Genomic DNA, 16,993 nt, shown 5'->3' with positions numbered 1-16,993 from the left:
ACCCCGTCAACGGTCTTTTGGCCGTTGAGGACAACCGTGAAGGACGAACCCTTCGCGGTGATCTCGTAGGTGTTCCATTTGCCGGCCGCATGCGGCATCGGGTCGACCTTGGCGACATTGACGATGGCGCCCGTGCCATAGCTCGGATCGGGCCGCGCGTCCCAGATATTGACCTCGTAGCAATTGTCGGCGCCGACCTTTTCGGGATTGGTGCAGCGAAGGAAAACGCCGCTGTTGGAATCGGCTTCGACCCAGAATTCAGCCCTGATCTCATAGTCCTTGTAGTCATTCTTGGTGACCAGGAAGCCGTTGCCCTTGTCGGCAACGATCATGCCGTCCTCGACGCGCCAGTTGGCGTCACCGATCTTGCTGAAGCCGTCGAGGCTCTTGCCATCGAACAGCGAGACCCAGCCAGTTTCGCTCGAAGCCTGCGGTGACCAGGACAATGCGGCTAGCCCAAGAAAAAGCACCGCGACGGCGGATCGGCGTTTCATCAAGATATCCTCCCAATTGATGTTGTTTTTGATACTGGCCCGAACGGGCCGACAGGTTTGGATCGCGCGGACGATAGCAGGAGACAAATCTTCCGGGAAGTCAGCCGAAGGCGACCGCGCATAGCCAAAATCAATACGGTGTGAACGATCAATGGCCCTCGACCGGCGGCGTGCCGTGGGTATGGAAGGACTCGATCGTCTTCAATCCCCACGCCTGCCCCTTTTTGCGTTCTTCCTCGGTCCACACGATCGGCCTCCAGTCCGGCGCCAAAATCAGCCGCGCACCTGCGTTCGCAACCTCGACCCTGTTGCCGCCGGGCTCATAGACATAAAGAAAGAATGTCTGCTGGATGGCGTGCTTGTGCGGACCGGTCTCGATGAAGACGCCGTTCTCGAGGAAGATATCGGCGGCGCGCAACACATCCTCGCGGCTATCGAGCGCGTAAGTGATGTGATGGAAACGGCCTGGCGTATTGGAGTGATCGTGGGAATAGGCAAAGTCGTAGCTCTTGTTCGATACCGCCATCCACATCGCGGCTTCGGTGCCGTCGTTGAGCACGATCTGCTCGGTCAGCCGGCACCCCAGATATTGTTCAAAGAAAATGCGGTTGGCCTTGATGTCGACCGCCAAGCAATTGAGATGATCGAGGCGGCGGACATTGACGCCGCGCGCCGGAAAGCGCTGCGCCTGGTTCTTCAGCGCGGGCTTCAGTTCGCCCGCGGCCTCATACCATTCGGTCTCGTAGTAGAGTTCGATGACATGGCCGTCCGGATCGCGGCAGCGGAACGCCGGCCCATGGCCGAGATCGCCATCGGTCCAGCCGATCTCGAATCCGGACCCCTTGAGCGCCGCGACCCGCCGCTCTAGCGCTTGCGGACTTCGCGCCCGCAAAGCCATATGCTCCATTCCTGAAGTCTTTGAGGCAGTGAGCTTGAGCGAATAGCGCTCGTAATCGTCCCAGCCTCGCAAATACACCGACTCGCCCTTGCGGCCACTGACGGTCATGCCCATGACGTCGACGAAAAACTTCAGGCTCTCGTCCGGTTTCGGCGTCAGCAATTCCAGATGGCCGAGATGGGCGAGATCCATGATGGGCTCGGGGTTCATCCTGAAAAATCCTTCAAATCAAGGTCGGCGTCAGATCGTCGAACAATTCATCGACCGCATAAGCGCGTGGAACAAGTCCCTGCTGGACACTGCATTGGATGATCAGTTGCAGCGAGCGGCGCATTTCGTCAGGAGTGAACTGGGGCGAGGCATTTTGCGCCACCGCTGCGCTTTCCTTCAGCAGCCTGAACACCTCGCGCACGATTTGCGGATTCGTGCTGGCGAGTTTTTGGCTGACGACCACCATGTGATTGATCGGCACGATGCCGTGTTTGGCAAACCACGCCTTTTCTTCCTTTTCCGCGTCGGAAAACAGCGGCTTGAGACCAGCCTGATTCGATTTCTCGCCGATCACCGCATCGAGCTCGCCATCGAGCAACATCTGGACGATGTTTTTTCCGGCCGGCGCCCTTTTGGTGAGGTCTTTAAATTCGGCGACATGCGCATCCTCGAACGTCACCCAGTCGATGGAGTTCAGATCGACGCCGTAATCGTTGGCGAGGATGCCGCGCAGCCACGCGCCGGTGGTGGTGGTGAACGAACGGATGCCGACGCGCCTGCCGTTGAGATCGGCGGGCTTCAGGTTTCCCTGCTTCGCATTGTAAAGCGCGTAGGAATGCTGGAATCGCGCCAGCACTACGTGCGGCAGCAGTACCATCGGCTTGTCAAAGCTTTTCGCCATCAGATAAGTAACGATCGCCATCTCGGAGACGTCGAACGCGCCGTCCCGGACCATCGGCTTGAAGCCCTTGTTGGTCGGCGAATAGTCGACGAAGTCGAAGGCGACGATATCCGACTTGATCGCGCCGCTTTTCAGCGCGGCGGTGCACTTGTGATCACCGAGCAAAGTGCGCAAACGTACCGCCACGTCAATCGCTCTCCGGTTCGTCGATATAGACAAGGCCTGCCTTCGCCAGCGGCTCGCGCATATTGTACATGTCGAGCCCGAGCACGCCGGAGGCGAGCTGGCGCCGCTTGCCCTCCTCGTCCGCCTGGCGTTTTTCGCCCCTGACGGCGACCTCGGCAGCATGCTTCTTGCCCACCACCACCACGCCGTCGTCGTCGGCGATCACGGCATCGCCCGGGTGAACATTGATGCCGGCGCAGACCACGGGGACGTTGACCGCGCCCAGCGTCGCTTTCACCGTTCCCTTGGCCGAAATTGCCTTCGACCACACCGGAAAGCCCATCGCTTGAAGTGATTTCACGTCGCGGCAACCGGCATCGATCACCAGTCCTGTGACGCCGCGCGCCATCAGCGATGTCGCCAGCAGATCTCCGAACATGCCGTCGGTATTGTCGGCGGTGCAGCCGACCACGAGGATGTCGCCCGGCCGACACTGTTCGACCGCGACATGGATCATCCAGTTGTCGCCGGGCTGCGCCAACACGGTGACGGCGGTGCCGGCCGCTTCACCGCCCGCCCAGATCGGCCGCATATACGGCTTCATCAGGCCGAGGCGGCCATAGGCCTCGTGCACCGTTGCGACCCCGAGCGCGGCGAGCCGCTTGACGACATCGGCATCGGCGCGGGTGATGTTGCGAACGACAACGGTCTTCATATGAACTCCTCCAATGCCATCGGGAACAGCCTCTGATAGGCTTCGCCGTAGGTCATGGCCTTGCCGGAATTGCGCCCGCCCTGCATGCCCCGCTGCAGCGCGACCCGTTCGTAATACGCCCACAGATGTTTTTGGGCGGCGAGGATCTCGAACGTCTTGCGCTTTGTGTCCCAGACCTCGTCGATGTTGAGGATCACCTGCGGCTTGAAATTGCACATCTCCGGCTGGTGCGGCTCGAACAGGAACATTGGAGGTGCGGCGTAGCTGTAGTCGGCCTGCGGCTTGTGCCCCATGGCTTGCGCCACGATCCGCGCCTCCTGGGCATAGGCGGCGGCCGCGGGATGATCGACGTTGTAGGGATCTTCCAGCGAATGTGTCAGCACAAAGCTCGGGTTGAGCTCGCGGTAAATGTCGATCAGCCGCTCCATGTGTGCGCGGTCGAGGTGCAGCGGGTAATCGCCGGCGTCGAAGAATTCGATTTCAGCTCCGAGCGCAGCCGCGGCGCGCTCCGCCTCGTCCTTGCGGCCGGCCTTCACTTTCTCCAGCGTCATGCCCGGCTGCTTCCAGGCGAACTGGGATTCCCCACGCTCGCCGAATGCCAGGCAGACAATCTTGATCCGGTAACCTTTCCTGGCGTGAAGCGCGATGGCTCCGCCCGCGCGCCACACGAAATCGCCGGGATGCGCCGAAACCACCAAACCTGTCTTTGCCATGGCCTTGCCTCTAACCGTTCGCAAACTTCTTTAAGCGTCGACCCGTCCGCCGCGGCGCTAGCGCGCACGTTAGCCTGCTAGTTCTTGGCAGGTAGCGGAGCGCGTCTGCGTATCGGCGCCGGTTGCTCCGTTGGGGCTGCCTGAAGCGATGCCACGGTTGCGCACACGAGCTGCTCGATGGCATGAGCCGCATCGGTGCCGTCAGCCTCACCCCGCGACAGCCGCGACACGCGCTCCGGCGTGACCAGCGTGTAGTAAAGCGCCCCGAGCAGAAAGTGGCTGCGCCAGACGATTTCGGTGCGCGGAATGTGCGGCAGGCTTTCGCAGATCGCATCGATAAAGGCGTGACTGGTGTCGTCGAAGGTCTGCGCGATGATGCGACCCGCGACCTCGTTTCCTTCCGCCGACATCACCGCGCGCAGCCTGGTGAAGCGCGCCCCTCCGCCTGCAAGATCGCTGCCGGAAGAGAATGCCGGCAGCACATAGGCGCGAACGATCGCCTCCAGGCGATCGGAGAGGTCCCGCACCCGCCTTGCCGCCGCGAGCAACTCCGACCGTCTGCGGTTCATCGGGCCGCAATGACGCCGATAGATTTCGAGAAGCAGCCCGTCCTTGGTCTTGAAATGATAGGTCACGCTGCCGGGGTTTGCTCCGGCGGCTTGCGCGATGTCCCGAATCGACACCGCGTTGAACCCGTTGGTCGAAAACAGTTCTTCGGCGGCCCACAGTATCGCCTCGCGCATGTTTGGCTTGCGCGTAGCGGCTGCGTCGCTGTCGGACGGACGTGACATTTTGTACGGATGTACAAAAGACCCGGTCAAGTCAACAAATATCTGAGTATTGGGGCAAGGCAAGTTCACATGCCCTTGCCCGGGTCGCATGAAAAGGTCCCGCGCGAGGCAAAGCAAAGGACCCGCATAACGCACTCGCGGCGAGACTGATAGGAACGTCCAATCCGCCGCGCTAGTTCGCATTCGCCGGCGCGCGCAGGTACCACAGATCAGCCCGCCAGTGCAGCGCGATGCCCAGCATCAGCGCGAGACCGGCAGCCGCATACAGCGTTGCGGTCGCTGTGAAGCCGACCTCATCGATCAGTGTGCCCGCCGCAAGCAGCCCCAGCGGCAGGCCGTAGATCACAAGCATTCGAACGCCCATCACCCGGCCGCGGAAATGCTCGCTCGCTGTGCGCATCAAGATCACCGCAAGCGAAATCATGCAAAGGCTCTGCGAAAAGCCGACCAGCACCAGGCAGGCGATCGCGGCCGGCATGCTTTGCAAATGCGCGAACACAAGCAGCATCGCGTACCAGACAATTGTCGAACTGATCATCAGCCGGGCCACGGGGATGCCGCCGGTCATGCTCAGGACGATCGAGCCTGCCAGCGAGCCGACGGCGTAACTGGCCGACAGATATCCGAGCCCGGTCTGGCCGGTGCCGTAAATCTCCCGCGCGATATAGGGCAACAGTCCGTTGGAAAAAGGATAGGCGGTGAGGTTGGCGAGGAACGCGACCCAGATCGCGGCGCGCATGGTCGGCGTGGTCCAGACATAGGCCACGCCCTCCCGAAGGTCGCGGATTGGAGAGCGCCACCGTGCGCCGTCGGCTCTTTTGGAAGCAGGATGCGGTTTCGCCGGCGCCACGACGCAGAATGTGAGCGCCGTGCTGATGGCATAAAGACCGACGATCGCCACGTAAGCAGGTCCGATGCCGAGCGCGGCGAACAACCCCGCCCCGCTCAGCGCGCCGGCGATGCGCGCCGTATCCATCGTGGTTCTGGAGACGCTGATCGCTCCGATCAGCTGCGCCGGCGGCATGATGGTCGCGACCAGCGCACCGCGCACGCCCAGGTCGGACGGGCGAACGAGGCCCATGACAGCAACGATGATCAGGACGTAGAGCGGACTGAGTTGGCCCATCAGCGCCAGCGTCATCAAGGTTGCGGAAAGGACCGTATAGGTGGTGCGCATCATGACGAGCAGGTCGCGGTGGCCGATGCGATCACCGGCCACGCCAAACATCGGCGCGATCAGGGTCCCGGTATAGTTGAGGGAGGCGAGCAAGGTCAGCAGCAGGACCGATCCGGTCTCGACGAGCACGTACCAGCCAAGGATCAGCGTCTCCATCTCGAAAGCCCACGACGTGAGCAGATCGGCAGGCCACTGAAAACGATAATTCCTGATACGGAAAGGAGCGAGCCCGGAGGATCGCGCAAGCTTGCTCAAGTTTCGATGCCGCGGTTCATCGCGTTCCACCCTGCCCTGTTTCTTGCCCCCTAGACCTTTTCCGGCCGCGAGCTTGCTTTCAGTGAAATGAAATCCGCACCGGCCTCGACGTCAAGGTTGTGTCAGGCCATAGACACCGTCTTCGGCGATGGCTGCCATGAGACTTTGCGACAGCAGCCCGCGGCTTTACGATCATTTATCGATGTGCCATGCCCCGTCCCAGTCTCGGGGCGGCGGGTCCGCTTTCAGGCCCTTGATGCGATTGATCAGGGCGATCGAAGGCCCGTCTTGAGGCATCGCTTCAAGTGCGGCTTCCAGCGCGCCGAGCGCATCGTCCCAACGCCGCTCGCGATAAGCCGCGAGCCCTTTCAGGTAATTGTCGCGCAGCGACAATTGCTGCGAGGTGAGTTCGCTCGCGCCTCCCATGATCTCGAAGATCCTTTGCGAATGGGTTTGGCCTTCGACGATCACACAATCGATCTCGCGAACTTCGACCGCGCCCGAAGCCGCGGCGGCGGTTTTCTCCGAGACGAGATTGCGGGTACCGTAGAGCTTATTGGCACCCTCCAGCCGGGCGGCGAAATTCACCACATCGCCCATCAGGGTGTAGCTCATCATCAAATCGGAGCCGATGCTACCGACCAGCGCTTCGCCCGTGGCGACGCCGATCCTCAAATCGCATTGCTCCATCGGCGTGCCACGCACGCCGAGCAGTTCAGGAATTTCGCGCCGCAAGCTTCCAATGCGCTCGATCATCTGAAGAACGGAGACAGATGCAAGGCGGGCGTGGTCAGCCTCGTCGACAAAAGGAGCGCCCCAATAGGCCATGATGCCGTCGCCGATATATTTGTCGATGATCCCCCGGTTCGAGCGGATCGGCTCCGACATCACCGAAAGGTAGCGGTTCATGACCTTGACCAGCCCCTGCGGCGTCAGGCCCTCGCTCAGGCTTGTGAATCCCTTGAGGTCGCAGAACAGAACAGTCATCACGCGCCGCTGACCTTCGGCCGCGGTCAGCGCCGGATGATCGATCAAATCTTCCGCGACGCGCGGATCGATGTATTTGCCGAAGGTTTCGCGGATACGCCGGTTGTCGCGAAGCTGAACTACCATCTGGTTGAACGCGCTCGCCAATTGCCCGATCTCGTCTTCCGTCGTCACGTCGATCGATCTATCGAGCTGGCCTGCCTCGACCGCCCGCGCTCCGTCAAGCAACTGGCGAACCGAGCGAATGATGCCGCCGCTGACAAGGTTGGCGAAAATCAAACCGACGATTGCCGCCAACAGGGTTACGACTGCCGAGATCAGGACCTCCTGCGTCTGCTGTGACCTGATCGTTTTCACCGCGCCGGTGCTCACCTTCAGCATGTTGGCCCGCACGGCGTCGATCCTTTCATCCAGTTCGTCGCGCAGCTCGTCGACCCGGGCAAGCCCGCGCCTGACCGCGGCAAAGTCTCGCGCTTCCAGATTCGCAAGCAGGTCGTCCGTCTCCTGCTTGAGATGATGGCGGCCGTCGGTTGTGAGACTGTCGATCCGGCTGTCGATGCGCGCCAGCGCGGCATCGTCCGATGGTGTGCTCGGGTCCGCGATAATCGCATTGATCAGCCTGCGGGCGGCCTCGGCCTCACCGTCGATTTCGGCATCCTTGGCCTCGTAAAACTGCTTGCGGGCGTTATAGCCGGCCTCATCGGGCGGCTCCTGCATTTTCGCAATCACCATGCGGCGGAGCGCGACAGCCCGTTCCAGCGAAAGGACAGTGATCCGCGTCAGATGCGCATTGGCGGGAATATACCGCGCCGTGAGCTCATCGAGCAGATGGCCCACCCGCCCAACCATCACCATCGAGAGGACCGAGGTCGCCACCATGAGGATGATCAATCCTACGGCGATCGAGACGATCCTTCTGCGGATCGACTGCTTGATCATCGATCCGGAGAACTTCAAAAGGCTTTGAATTGAAAAGGTATTGGGAATAATTCCTCCTTTGCAGGAGGAACTCGTCCCCTGCTGCGCGCATCAGAGTAGCACGCAACGACTATCGGCAGGAACCCACGCGTGGCGTATTGGGCAAATGACGCCGCGCGGCAGCTCCAGCGCTTTCAATTGTGGCACGGTCGATCGTCCCCTCGATTTTGTAGCGACCGGCCATGACAAACATCGCATCTAACCCCCGGCTGCCGGACGGCGGTTGCTTTGGCCGATCGCTTGCAGGAATGGTAAACGGAATCTTAAGCAGCGCGTAGTGTCTCCAGAACGATTGAGAAGGCGCATCCGCTTCGCAAATCGACAGTCGGGACGAGCCTCAGACGAAACATCCGCGCCCGATTTGCCGCGATTTGCCGATTGCGGCTTAACCGTTTGTGCAAGGACTGACGGCATAGTGACTCCCAAGCACAATTCATGACATGACGGGGTCGACCACTGTGACATCCCTGGGACGCGTGATTTCGGTGCGTGGCTCGCTCGCCCGCGTCGGGCTGATGGCTACGAGCCAGATGGGTTACTCCGAGATCCGGGCGACCGTGGGCCGCTTTGTCAGCATCCGCTGCACGAATTCCACGATCGTCGCGATGATCACCGAAGTCAGTTGCGAAAACCTGCCGAGTTCGGACAATTACATCGCCAGCGCCTCGGTCGACCTGCTCGGGGAAATCCTTGGCGGCCCGGAACGCCAGAAATTTCAGCGCGGCGTCACCCATTATCCCACCATCGGCGACGCCGTCGATCTGATCAGCAATCAGGAATTGCGCACGGTTTATGCGCCAAACGGATCGGACCAGATCAATATCGGAACGCTGCAGCAGGATCCCTCGGTCGTCGCCTATGTCGACATCGAGGAAATGCTCTCCAAGCATTTTGCGGTGCTTGGGTCCACCGGCGTCGGTAAATCGACCGGCGTGTCGCTTCTGATGAACGAGATCCTCAAATCGCGACCCAATCTGCGCATTTTCCTGCTCGACGTTCACAACGAGTACGGCCGCTGTTTCGGCGAACGCGCCCTTGTGCTCAATCCCCGCAATCTCAAGCTTCCGTTCTGGCTGTTCAACTTCGAGGAAATCGTCGATGTGCTCTTCGCCGGCCGCCCCGGCGTGCCCGAAGAACTCGACATTCTCGCCGAAGTCATCCCGGCGGCGAAGGGAATCTATACGCAGTACCAGAATTCCGATCGGGTTGCGTTCAAGCGCATGGACGTGAAGTCGGTCGGCTACACCGTCGATACTCCGGTGCCCTATCGCCTGGTCGACCTGATCGCGCTGATCGACGAGCGCATGGGCAAGCTCGAGAACCGATCCTCCCGCATCATCTATCACAAGCTGATCTCGCGCATCGAAGCCGTGCGCAACGATCCGCGCTATGCCTTCATGTTCGACGGCGCCAATGTCGGCGGCGACACCATGGCGGAGGTCATCAGCCATCTTTTCCGCCTGCCATCCAACGGCCGGCCGATGACCGTGATGCAGCTTGCCGGGTTCCCCGCCGAGGTCATCGATTCCGTGGTCTCGGTTCTGTGCCGCATGGCTTTCGACTTCGGGCTGTGGAGCGACGGCGTTTCACCGCTATTGTTCGTCTGCGAGGAAGCCCATCGCTACGCCTCGGCGGACCGCAATATCGGCTTTGGCCCGACTCGCAAGGCAGTCTCGCGCATCGCCAAGGAAGGTCGCAAATACGGGGTCTATCTCGGGCTCGTCACCCAACGGCCGGCCGAACTCGACGCCACCATCATTTCCCAGTGCAACACCCTTTTCACCATGCGCCTTGCCAACGAGCGCGACCAGGCGCTGTTGCGCTCGGCGGTCTCGGACGCGGCTGCGAACCTGTTGTCGTTCGTCCCCTCGCTCGGCACGCGCGAAGTGCTGGCCTTCGGCGAAGGCGTGGCGCTGCCGACGCGGCTGCGCTTCAAGGAAGTGCCGGTACATCAGCTGCCGCGCAGCGAGGCGACCATCTCGACCGTCCCCTCGGTCACTGCCGGCCACGACACTCATTTCGTCAGCGCCGTGCTGGAGCGCTGGCGCGGCGCCACCTCCAATCGCGAGGTGCCGAACGACCCAAGCCCCAGCGAGCGCTCGCCAGCGCGGGCCGCGGCGGTGGAGGCGCCCATGCTGCAGCCGTCGCTCGGGCTCGATCCCGACCGCTTCTCGCTATTGAAAAAGCCGCTGCGCTAGTGCGGCGGATTTGACGTTCTCATCAGTCTCACCGCGAGTGCGCTATTGGAACGTCAAATCCAAAGTCACACTGCAATCACAGAGCTGCCAGTGTCCCTTTGGTTCCGACGTTCGTAAAAGTCCGTGCGGCGAAGTCATACGAACGTCAAATCCGCCACACTAGCCCGTTGGCGCTTCAGCCAAAGCCGTCGTTGCCCCGGATATGCTTTGCGCAGCCGCCATCGTCGATTATCTTCTCGCGCAGTCACACCGAACATCTCGAGAGCGGGAGCTTCGCCATGACCGCCCAGATCAGCCGCTTCCCCATTCCCCCGATCGAAAGCTTGCCGGAAGACATCCGGAGCCGGCTGCTCGCGGTGCAGGAAAAATCCGGTTTCATCCCGAACGTCTTCCTCGCGCTTGCCGGCCGACCGGATGAATTCCGCGCTTTCTTTGCCTATCACGATGCCCTGATGGAGAAGGACAGCGGGCTGACCAAGGCCGAACGCGAGATGATCGTGGTCGCGACGTCGAGCGCCAACCAGTGCCACTATTGCGTGATCGCGCACGGAGCGATCCTGAGGATTCGGGCGAAGAATCCGCTGATCGCAGACCAGATCGCCGTCAACTACCGCAAGGCCGATATCACGCCGCGACAGCGCGCGATGCTCGATTTTGCCATGAAGGTGAGCACCGCGGCGCACCTGATTTCGGAAGCGGATTTCGCCGAGATCGCCGATCACGGGTTCAGCGACGACGACGTCTGGGACATTGCCGCGGTTTCCGCCTTCTTCGCGCTGTCGAACCGGATGGCTAACGTCACCGCGATGCGCCCGAACGACGAATTCTACCTGATGGGCCGCCTGCCGAAGTAAGCGCAGGACAGCGCGATGCCGGATCATGATGCGATTAAGTGGATCGCATCGTGAACTCGTCTCTTTGTTTGAGCATGATCTCCGCGCAAACGCGTTGCGCGTTTGTCGCGAGGTCTCCACTTTGCGCTAACGCGGCCCTTCGGGTCCGGATCATGCTCTAATCTTCCGAGGCGGGTCCGCACCAGCCGGGCAGGTAGATTGCATCCTTGCTTTTGGCCAGAGCCAACGCCTTTTCCAGGGCCTTTTCGAAGTCGCGGTCGACGATTTTGCGTTTCATCCTGCGACGCAGGAAGTCGGCCCACAGAAATTCGCTGAACGGCGTCGTGTCCTTGGCAAAACCGCCGATCCGCCTAAGCTCACCGGCGAGGCTGCGGAACGGATCGTCCTTGAGGTCCGCGACCGATTTCGGAATGTCACGGTAGTGTCGACGCTCGCCGTTGGCATCGTAGGGATAGACCCATTTGCGGTCATCGAGCACGACCCAGAACGCGTCGCGGTCGACCATGGTGAGGTCGGCGACAATTGCCACGAGAATGTCTTGAACGCCCTCATCGTGAAGCGCCCGCGCCAGATGATGGTGATCGATCACGTAGAAGCGCTCGTCGGGTCCGTGAACCACGGGGATCATATGTCGGCCCAGAAGCTCCTGTTGTTTTTTCTTCGATTTGTGCTCCCGCCAGCGTTGGCGCTTTTCCTTCACCTCCCTCATTCCGACGGTCATCTGAGTCGGCCGGAGCGAAAGAATTGGAATGGGGTTAACGATGGGTTCCCGCACGCTCGCCATGGCTAGAAATCCCTCTGTCGGATTGTGAAAAATGCTCTTGCAATCGCTGTGATTATGGCATGATGCGGCTTTCGATCAATTGCCTTCGCCCGCAGCGCGAACGGCAAAGGCGGTTTTGTCCGCTCACATCCCTGTTTGTTGGAGAGCGCATGATCCGGCCAAGCTGGCTGCAGTCGGGCCTGATCGAATATCGGGCCTCAAGAGACAAGCAATGATATTCAAACACCTGAGCGAACGGATCTCGAAGGCACGCGTGCTCCGTTTCGGCGGTCGCGAAATTATCGCGGAAGGTCTTCGTCCGAACTTCTGGGCCGATATCAGCCATCGCTGCATGACGGCCTCGTGGCCGTCCTTCATCGGCGGCGCGGCGCTGGTGTTTCTCGTCTTCAACGCGGTTTTTGCGCTGCTCTACTGGTTGGGAGATCAACCGGTCTCGAACGTGCCGGGCGGCGCTTACATCGACTATCTCTATTTCAGCATCGAGACCCTTTCGACCGCCGGTTACGGCGACATGCACCCACAGACCCACTACGGACATTTCATCGCCACCGTCGAGCTGTTCACGGGAATCTTCTCGATGTCGCTGATGACCGGGCTGATCTTCGCCCGGTTCGCGCGGCCAAATGCCCGGCTGCTGTTCGCCGAAAACCCGGTCATCTCGAATTATGAGGGCAAGCCGACCCTGATGCTTCGCTTTGTCAACGAACGCCACAACATCATCGGCAATGCCAACGCAAAGCTCTGGTTGCTTCGCAACGTCGCGAGCAAGGAGGGCCACACCCAGCGAAGATTCTACGAACTGCCGCTGTTGCGAAACGAGCACCCGGCGCTGGCGCTGAGCTGGACGCTCTACCATGTCATCGACGAAAAAAGCCCGCTTTACGGGCTTGATGCGGACGCCATTCGCGCCATCAAGGTATCACTTCTGGTTGTAGTGACCGGATATGATGTCCTTGCCGCCCAAACCATCCATGCAAGACGGTCTTACGATCATACCGACATTCGATTTGGCAGGCATTATGTCGATATCCTCGATGATCTCGACGATGGACGGATTCGAATCAACTACGCCAGGTTCCATGAGACTTTGGATGGATAGGGTACTCTGTTCTCAACATTTTCTGGGAGAGCCCAGGTGAGCGTGCTAGACAGGAGTACAAATCCCCGGAGCCGGTTGCCGTGAAGACCCAGCGGCCCATCGTTTCAGTCCCTTCGGACGAAGAGCACCGCGTGCTCCAATTCCGGCCACGTGCGGCGATGCCGACGGGCCAGCGCAGAAATCCCAATGAAGCGGTGCGCAAGCTCGAGGTCGCCAATGATCTGTCCCGCTATGAGCGCGAGCGGGAAGAACCGGACGATTTTCGGCATCGCATGCTGGCCAACATTGCCGCCTTTGCCTTCACCATGGCGCTCTTGGCCGTCGGTATCTGGCTTGCCATGAGTATTTCCCATCTGCGCAGGACCCAGGATTGCGTCTTGATGGGACGCCACGACTGCGTCCAGATCTTTCCTCCTCATCCCTGAAGCGCGTCCACCCCCAAGGGCCGCATTTTCGTTGGCACTGATAACCGCGCTCTGGCCTTTTCCACCGCTGGTTTATTTCCCTCGAAATCGGGGGCGCCAGGTACCGCCTGCCTCCATTGAACTCGGGGCGCCGCTCCGATATACGGGCACTCGGCTCCGGGTGGTGGATAGGGCATTTGCGGGGCGCAGCGGCCACCTCCCCACGGTTCCGTAATTTATCCTCAATTTATCAAAGGCTTAGTGATGTCTTCCACATTCGATCAGGTCGCAACGATCATCGCTGAAACCTGCGACATCCCGCGCGACACGATCACGCCAGAGAGCCACGCGATCGACGACCTCGGAATCGACAGCCTGGATTTTCTCGACATCGCCTTTGCGATCGACAAGGCGTTCGGAATCAAGCTGCCGCTGGAAAAGTGGACCCAGGAAGTCAACGACGGCAAAGCGACCACCGAACAATATTTCGTCCTGAAGAACCTCGCCGCCCGAATCGACGAATTGGTCGCGGCCAAGGGCGCCAGCGCCTAATTGCGCGATGCAGCTCGAATATTTTCACCTGATCGACCGCATCGTCGACCTCGATGTCGGCGGGAAGAAGATTGTCGTCGAAGCGCAGGTTCCGCAGCACAGCACGATCTTCGAGGGGCATTTTCCCGGCTACCCGTTGATGCCGGGCGTGCTGCTGATCGAATCGATGGCGCAGGCTTCCGGCTGGCTCCTGCTCGGCTTGCTCAAGTTCGAGCGCATGCCGATCCTGGCTGCCGTGAAGGAAGCCAAGGTGCGCGGTTCGGTTTTCCCGGGCGACCTCGCCACCATTGAGGCCAGCCTTTCCCACGAAGGTTCGGGCTTCGCTGTGACCGAGGCGAAGATCCGCGTCGGCGGCAAACTGCGCGCGAACGCGACGCTCACCTTTACGCTGATCCCCTTCCCCAATTCGGATATGCGCGGATTCATGGACTCGGTGGCCGAGCGCGTCGGGTTTCCGCGAGAGGCTATCGCCCCATGACCGAAACGAAATCTTCGACCGAAGTCTGGATCACCGGAATTGGTCTTGCCACTTCGCTTGGCGAGGGTCTGGATGCGCATTGGGAAGCGCTCAATCAGCGCCGAATCAAGGTGGACGAGAAGGGTTTTGCACCCTGCGTCGTGCATCCCCAGGCGCCCCTTAACTTCGACGCCCAGATCCCGAAAAAAGGCGATCAACGCCAGATGGAAGCCTGGCAGCGAATTGGTACCTACGCCGCAGGGCTCGCGCTGGAGTCCGCGGGCGTCAAGGGCAACCAGGAAATCCTGGCGCGGATGGACATGGTTGTCGCCGCCGGCGGCGGCGAACGCGATCTCACCGTCGACTCCAACATCCTCAATCTGGAGGCGAAGGGCAATTCGGCTCCCGGCTTTCTCAACGAGCGCTTGATGAACGATCTGCGTCCGACGCTTTTTCTGGCGCAGCTTTCCAATCTTCTCGCCGGCAACATTGCGATCGTGCACGGCGTGACCGGATCCTCGCGGACCTTCATGGGCGAAGAAGCCGCAGGCGTCGATGCGGCACGGATCGCGCTTGCCCGCATTGCTAACGGCCAAAGCGACATCGCGCTGATCGGTGGATCGCAAAACGGCGAGCGCAAGGATATCCTGGTTCTCTATGAGTTCGGCGGCTTCAATCTCAAGGACAGGTTCGTTCCAGTTTGGGCACGAAGCGACAAGCCCGGCTTCGCGCTCGGATCAGGCGGCGCATTCCTTGTCATCGAGTCGAGGGCGCACGCCGAAGCGCGCGGGGCAAAACCCTTTGCGCGCCTGACCAACGTCGTCGCCGACATGGCGCGCCGCAAACACTCCGGAGAGATTACCTCGACGCTCGAAAAGCTTTGGTCGAAGCTCGGCAAGCTCGCCGACAAGGGCGCCATCATCACCGGTGCGACCGGCGCCGAACCGGTGACCTCCGAAGAGCGCGCATTCCTCGCCGCGCATCCCTCCTTTCCGGTGCGCGCCAGTGGAACGTTGTTCGGCCATACGATGGAAACGCAATTTCCACTCGGATTGGCACTGGCGGCGCTTTCGCTCTCGCGCGGCGCGCTGTTTCCGGCCAATGATCCCACCGGACTGGAGGTTGAAATGTCCTCTCCGCCGTCCCAAATTGTTGTGATCGGTGCGGGTCATTGGCGGGGCGAGGGGATGGCGCTGGTCGAAGCGATCTAGCGTCCGATTGTGAAACTCGTAATATCCGCAATAATGAATGCCACCTACGGGGGATAGCATGCAAGCCGCGCGCGACAAGTTCGGAAGGCCGATCGTCGTCGTCACCGGAATGGGCGTCGTGACTTCGCTCGGGTCGGGCAAGGCTGACAACTGGAAGAGGCTCACCGCAGGCGAGTCCGGCATCCGCACCATTACGCGCTTTCCCATCGAGGGGCTGAAGACGACCATGGCCGGCACGGTCGATTTCATTCCCGTCGAGCCGTTCTCGTCGACCGACCTTTCCGAGCGGCTCGGCGAAGTCGTCGCCGAGGAAGCCATTGCGCAGGCTGGCATCGGCAGCAAAGGCGATTTTCCCGGTCCGCTCTTTCTTGCAGTCGCCCCCGTTGAGCTCGAATGGCCGCAGCGCCAGGAACTCGCCCGCGCGATCGAACCCGAGACCGAAATCAACTACGATGCCCTGCTGCGGGTGAGCGGCGGCGGACGGTATACGCAATATCACCGACGATTCCTGTTCGGCTCGGTGGCCGATCATCTCGCCGAAGTGTTCGGCACCAAGGGATCGCCGATTTCGCTCTCCACCGCATGCGCCTCCGGCGCCAGCGCCATCCAGCTCGGCGTCGAAGCCATCCGTCGCGGTGAGGCGGACGCCACGCTTTGCGTCGCGACCGACGGCTCCGTCAATCCGGAAGCGTTGGTCCGGTTTTCGCTGCTTTCGGCGCTGTCGACCCAAAACGATCCGCCGCAAGCCGCGGCACGGCCGTTTTCGAAGAACCGCGACGGCTTCGTCATGGCCGAGGGTGCCGGGGCGCTGGTTCTGGAAAGCCTTGAGGCCGCAACCGCGCGCGGCGCGACCATTCTCGGGGTGGTCGCCGGCTGCGGGGAACTGGCGGACTCCTTCCACCGCACCCGATCAAGTCCCGACGGCAAGCCGATCATCGGCTGTGTCCGCAACGCCTTGTCGGACGCGGGCCTTGAGTCCGACCAGATCGACTACATCAACGCGCATGGCACCGGCACGCCCGAGAACGACAAAATGGAGTATCTCGGCATCTCGTCCGTTTTCGGCGAGCGCGCCAGGCAGATTCCCGTGTCGTCAAACAAATCGATGGTCGGGCATACACTCTCGGCGGCAGGCGCCGTGGAAGCCGTGTTCTCGCTGCTCACGCTCGAACATCAGAGAATTCCGCCGACCATCAATTACGACATCCCGGATCCGGCAATTCCCTTCGACGTGGTGCCCAACAAGGCGCGAGACGCCCGCGTCACCACTGTGATGTCGAACTCGTTCGGCTTTGGCGGCCAGAACGCCGCGCTGATCCTGACTCGTGAACCGGCTTAGCGCGGCCGATCCGTCCTGTGCGGAAGCGCG

At 61.0% G+C, this 16,993-nt stretch carries 17 protein-coding genes; 8 read left to right on the top strand and 9 right to left on the bottom strand.

Annotated features, from left to right (window positions below):
* The 8 genes from VNX23_RS09340 to VNX23_RS09305 all read right to left on the bottom strand — a co-directional run.
* A partial coding sequence (locus VNX23_RS09340) for a DUF1080 domain-containing protein (protein WP_325629288.1) occupies positions 1–494 on the bottom strand: 494 nt, incomplete at its 3' end.
* Between the two features lie 148 nt (positions 495–642).
* Entirely contained in the window at positions 643–1,602 is a 960-nt protein-coding gene (locus tag VNX23_RS09335) for a catechol 2,3-dioxygenase (RefSeq protein WP_325629286.1), read from the bottom strand.
* A 13-nt stretch (positions 1,603–1,615) separates the two neighbouring features.
* The gene (locus VNX23_RS09330) at positions 1,616–2,470 is read right to left on the bottom strand and encodes an ABC transporter substrate-binding protein (protein WP_325629284.1); all 855 of its coding nucleotides are present in this window, start codon (positions 2,468–2,470) and stop codon (positions 1,616–1,618) included.
* A 1-nt stretch (position 2,471) separates the two neighbouring features.
* Positions 2,472–3,164: a 4-carboxy-4-hydroxy-2-oxoadipate aldolase/oxaloacetate decarboxylase gene (locus VNX23_RS09325; RefSeq protein ID WP_325629282.1), complete on the bottom strand. Its 693-nt coding sequence runs from the start codon at positions 3,162–3,164 to the stop codon at positions 2,472–2,474.
* On the bottom strand, positions 3,161–3,877 hold the full coding sequence (locus tag VNX23_RS09320) for a PIG-L deacetylase family protein (protein WP_325629280.1): 717 nt from the start codon (positions 3,875–3,877) through the stop codon (positions 3,161–3,163). The genes VNX23_RS09325 and VNX23_RS09320 overlap by 4 nt, the downstream gene beginning before the upstream one ends.
* 77 nt (positions 3,878–3,954) lie before the next feature.
* The gene (locus tag VNX23_RS09315; protein WP_325629278.1) at positions 3,955–4,668 is read right to left on the bottom strand and encodes a TetR/AcrR family transcriptional regulator; all 714 of its coding nucleotides are present in this window, start codon (positions 4,666–4,668) and stop codon (positions 3,955–3,957) included.
* A 172-nt stretch (positions 4,669–4,840) separates the two neighbouring features.
* A complete protein-coding gene (locus VNX23_RS09310) occupies positions 4,841–6,100 on the bottom strand; it encodes an MFS transporter (protein ID WP_325629276.1) in 1,260 nt (419 codons plus the stop codon).
* 192 nt (positions 6,101–6,292) lie between these two features.
* Positions 6,293–8,026, bottom strand: coding sequence for an adenylate/guanylate cyclase domain-containing protein (locus VNX23_RS09305; protein WP_325629274.1), 1,734 nt, complete (start codon positions 8,024–8,026; stop codon positions 6,293–6,295).
* Positions 8,027–8,505: 479 nt separating this feature from the next.
* Between VNX23_RS09305 and VNX23_RS09300 the strand changes: the two genes are divergently transcribed.
* Positions 8,506–10,263, top strand: coding sequence for an ATP-binding protein (locus tag VNX23_RS09300; RefSeq protein WP_325629272.1), 1,758 nt, complete (start codon positions 8,506–8,508; stop codon positions 10,261–10,263).
* Between the two features lie 278 nt (positions 10,264–10,541).
* The gene (locus VNX23_RS09295) at positions 10,542–11,117 is read left to right on the top strand and encodes a peroxidase-related enzyme (RefSeq protein WP_325629270.1); all 576 of its coding nucleotides are present in this window, start codon (positions 10,542–10,544) and stop codon (positions 11,115–11,117) included.
* 157 nt (positions 11,118–11,274) lie between these two features.
* Here VNX23_RS09295 and VNX23_RS09290 read toward each other — a convergent pair whose 3' ends face one another.
* Positions 11,275–11,901 carry a ParB-like protein gene (locus VNX23_RS09290; RefSeq protein ID WP_325629268.1) on the bottom strand — a complete coding sequence of 209 codons (627 nt, stop codon included), beginning with the start codon at positions 11,899–11,901 and terminating at the stop codon, positions 11,275–11,277.
* A 211-nt stretch (positions 11,902–12,112) separates the two neighbouring features.
* Between VNX23_RS09290 and VNX23_RS09285 the strand changes: the two genes are divergently transcribed.
* The 6 genes from VNX23_RS09285 (at position 12,113) to VNX23_RS09260 (ending at position 16,963) form a co-directional block, all read left to right on the top strand.
* Complete coding sequence (locus tag VNX23_RS09285) at positions 12,113–13,000, top strand: ion channel (protein WP_325629266.1); 888 nt, start codon at positions 12,113–12,115, stop codon at positions 12,998–13,000.
* A gap of 80 nt (positions 13,001–13,080) precedes the next feature.
* Complete coding sequence (locus VNX23_RS09280; protein ID WP_325629264.1) at positions 13,081–13,425, top strand: hypothetical protein; 345 nt, start codon at positions 13,081–13,083, stop codon at positions 13,423–13,425.
* 243 nt (positions 13,426–13,668) lie between these two features.
* Positions 13,669–13,956 carry an acyl carrier protein gene (locus VNX23_RS09275; protein WP_325629262.1) on the top strand — a complete coding sequence of 96 codons (288 nt, stop codon included), beginning with the start codon at positions 13,669–13,671 and terminating at the stop codon, positions 13,954–13,956.
* Between the two features lie 7 nt (positions 13,957–13,963).
* Positions 13,964–14,434 carry a 3-hydroxyacyl-ACP dehydratase FabZ family protein gene (locus VNX23_RS09270; RefSeq protein ID WP_325629260.1) on the top strand — a complete coding sequence of 157 codons (471 nt, stop codon included), beginning with the start codon at positions 13,964–13,966 and terminating at the stop codon, positions 14,432–14,434.
* Positions 14,431–15,624, top strand: a complete 1,194-nt coding sequence (locus VNX23_RS09265) for a beta-ketoacyl-ACP synthase (protein WP_325629258.1) — start codon at positions 14,431–14,433, stop codon at positions 15,622–15,624. Before VNX23_RS09270 ends, VNX23_RS09265 begins: the two co-directional genes overlap by 4 nt.
* Positions 15,625–15,682: 58 nt before the next feature.
* Positions 15,683–16,963 (top strand): beta-ketoacyl-ACP synthase, encoded by a 1,281-nt coding sequence (locus tag VNX23_RS09260; protein WP_325629256.1) that lies wholly within the window; start codon positions 15,683–15,685, stop codon positions 16,961–16,963.
* Positions 16,964–16,993: the final 30 nt, after the last annotated feature.

This window comes from Bradyrhizobium sp., assembly GCF_035570375.1.
GTDB lineage: Bacteria > Pseudomonadota > Alphaproteobacteria > Rhizobiales > Xanthobacteraceae > Bradyrhizobium.
Note: the sequence above shows the minus strand (reverse complement) of the source record. Positions and strands in the feature narration are given on the sequence as shown.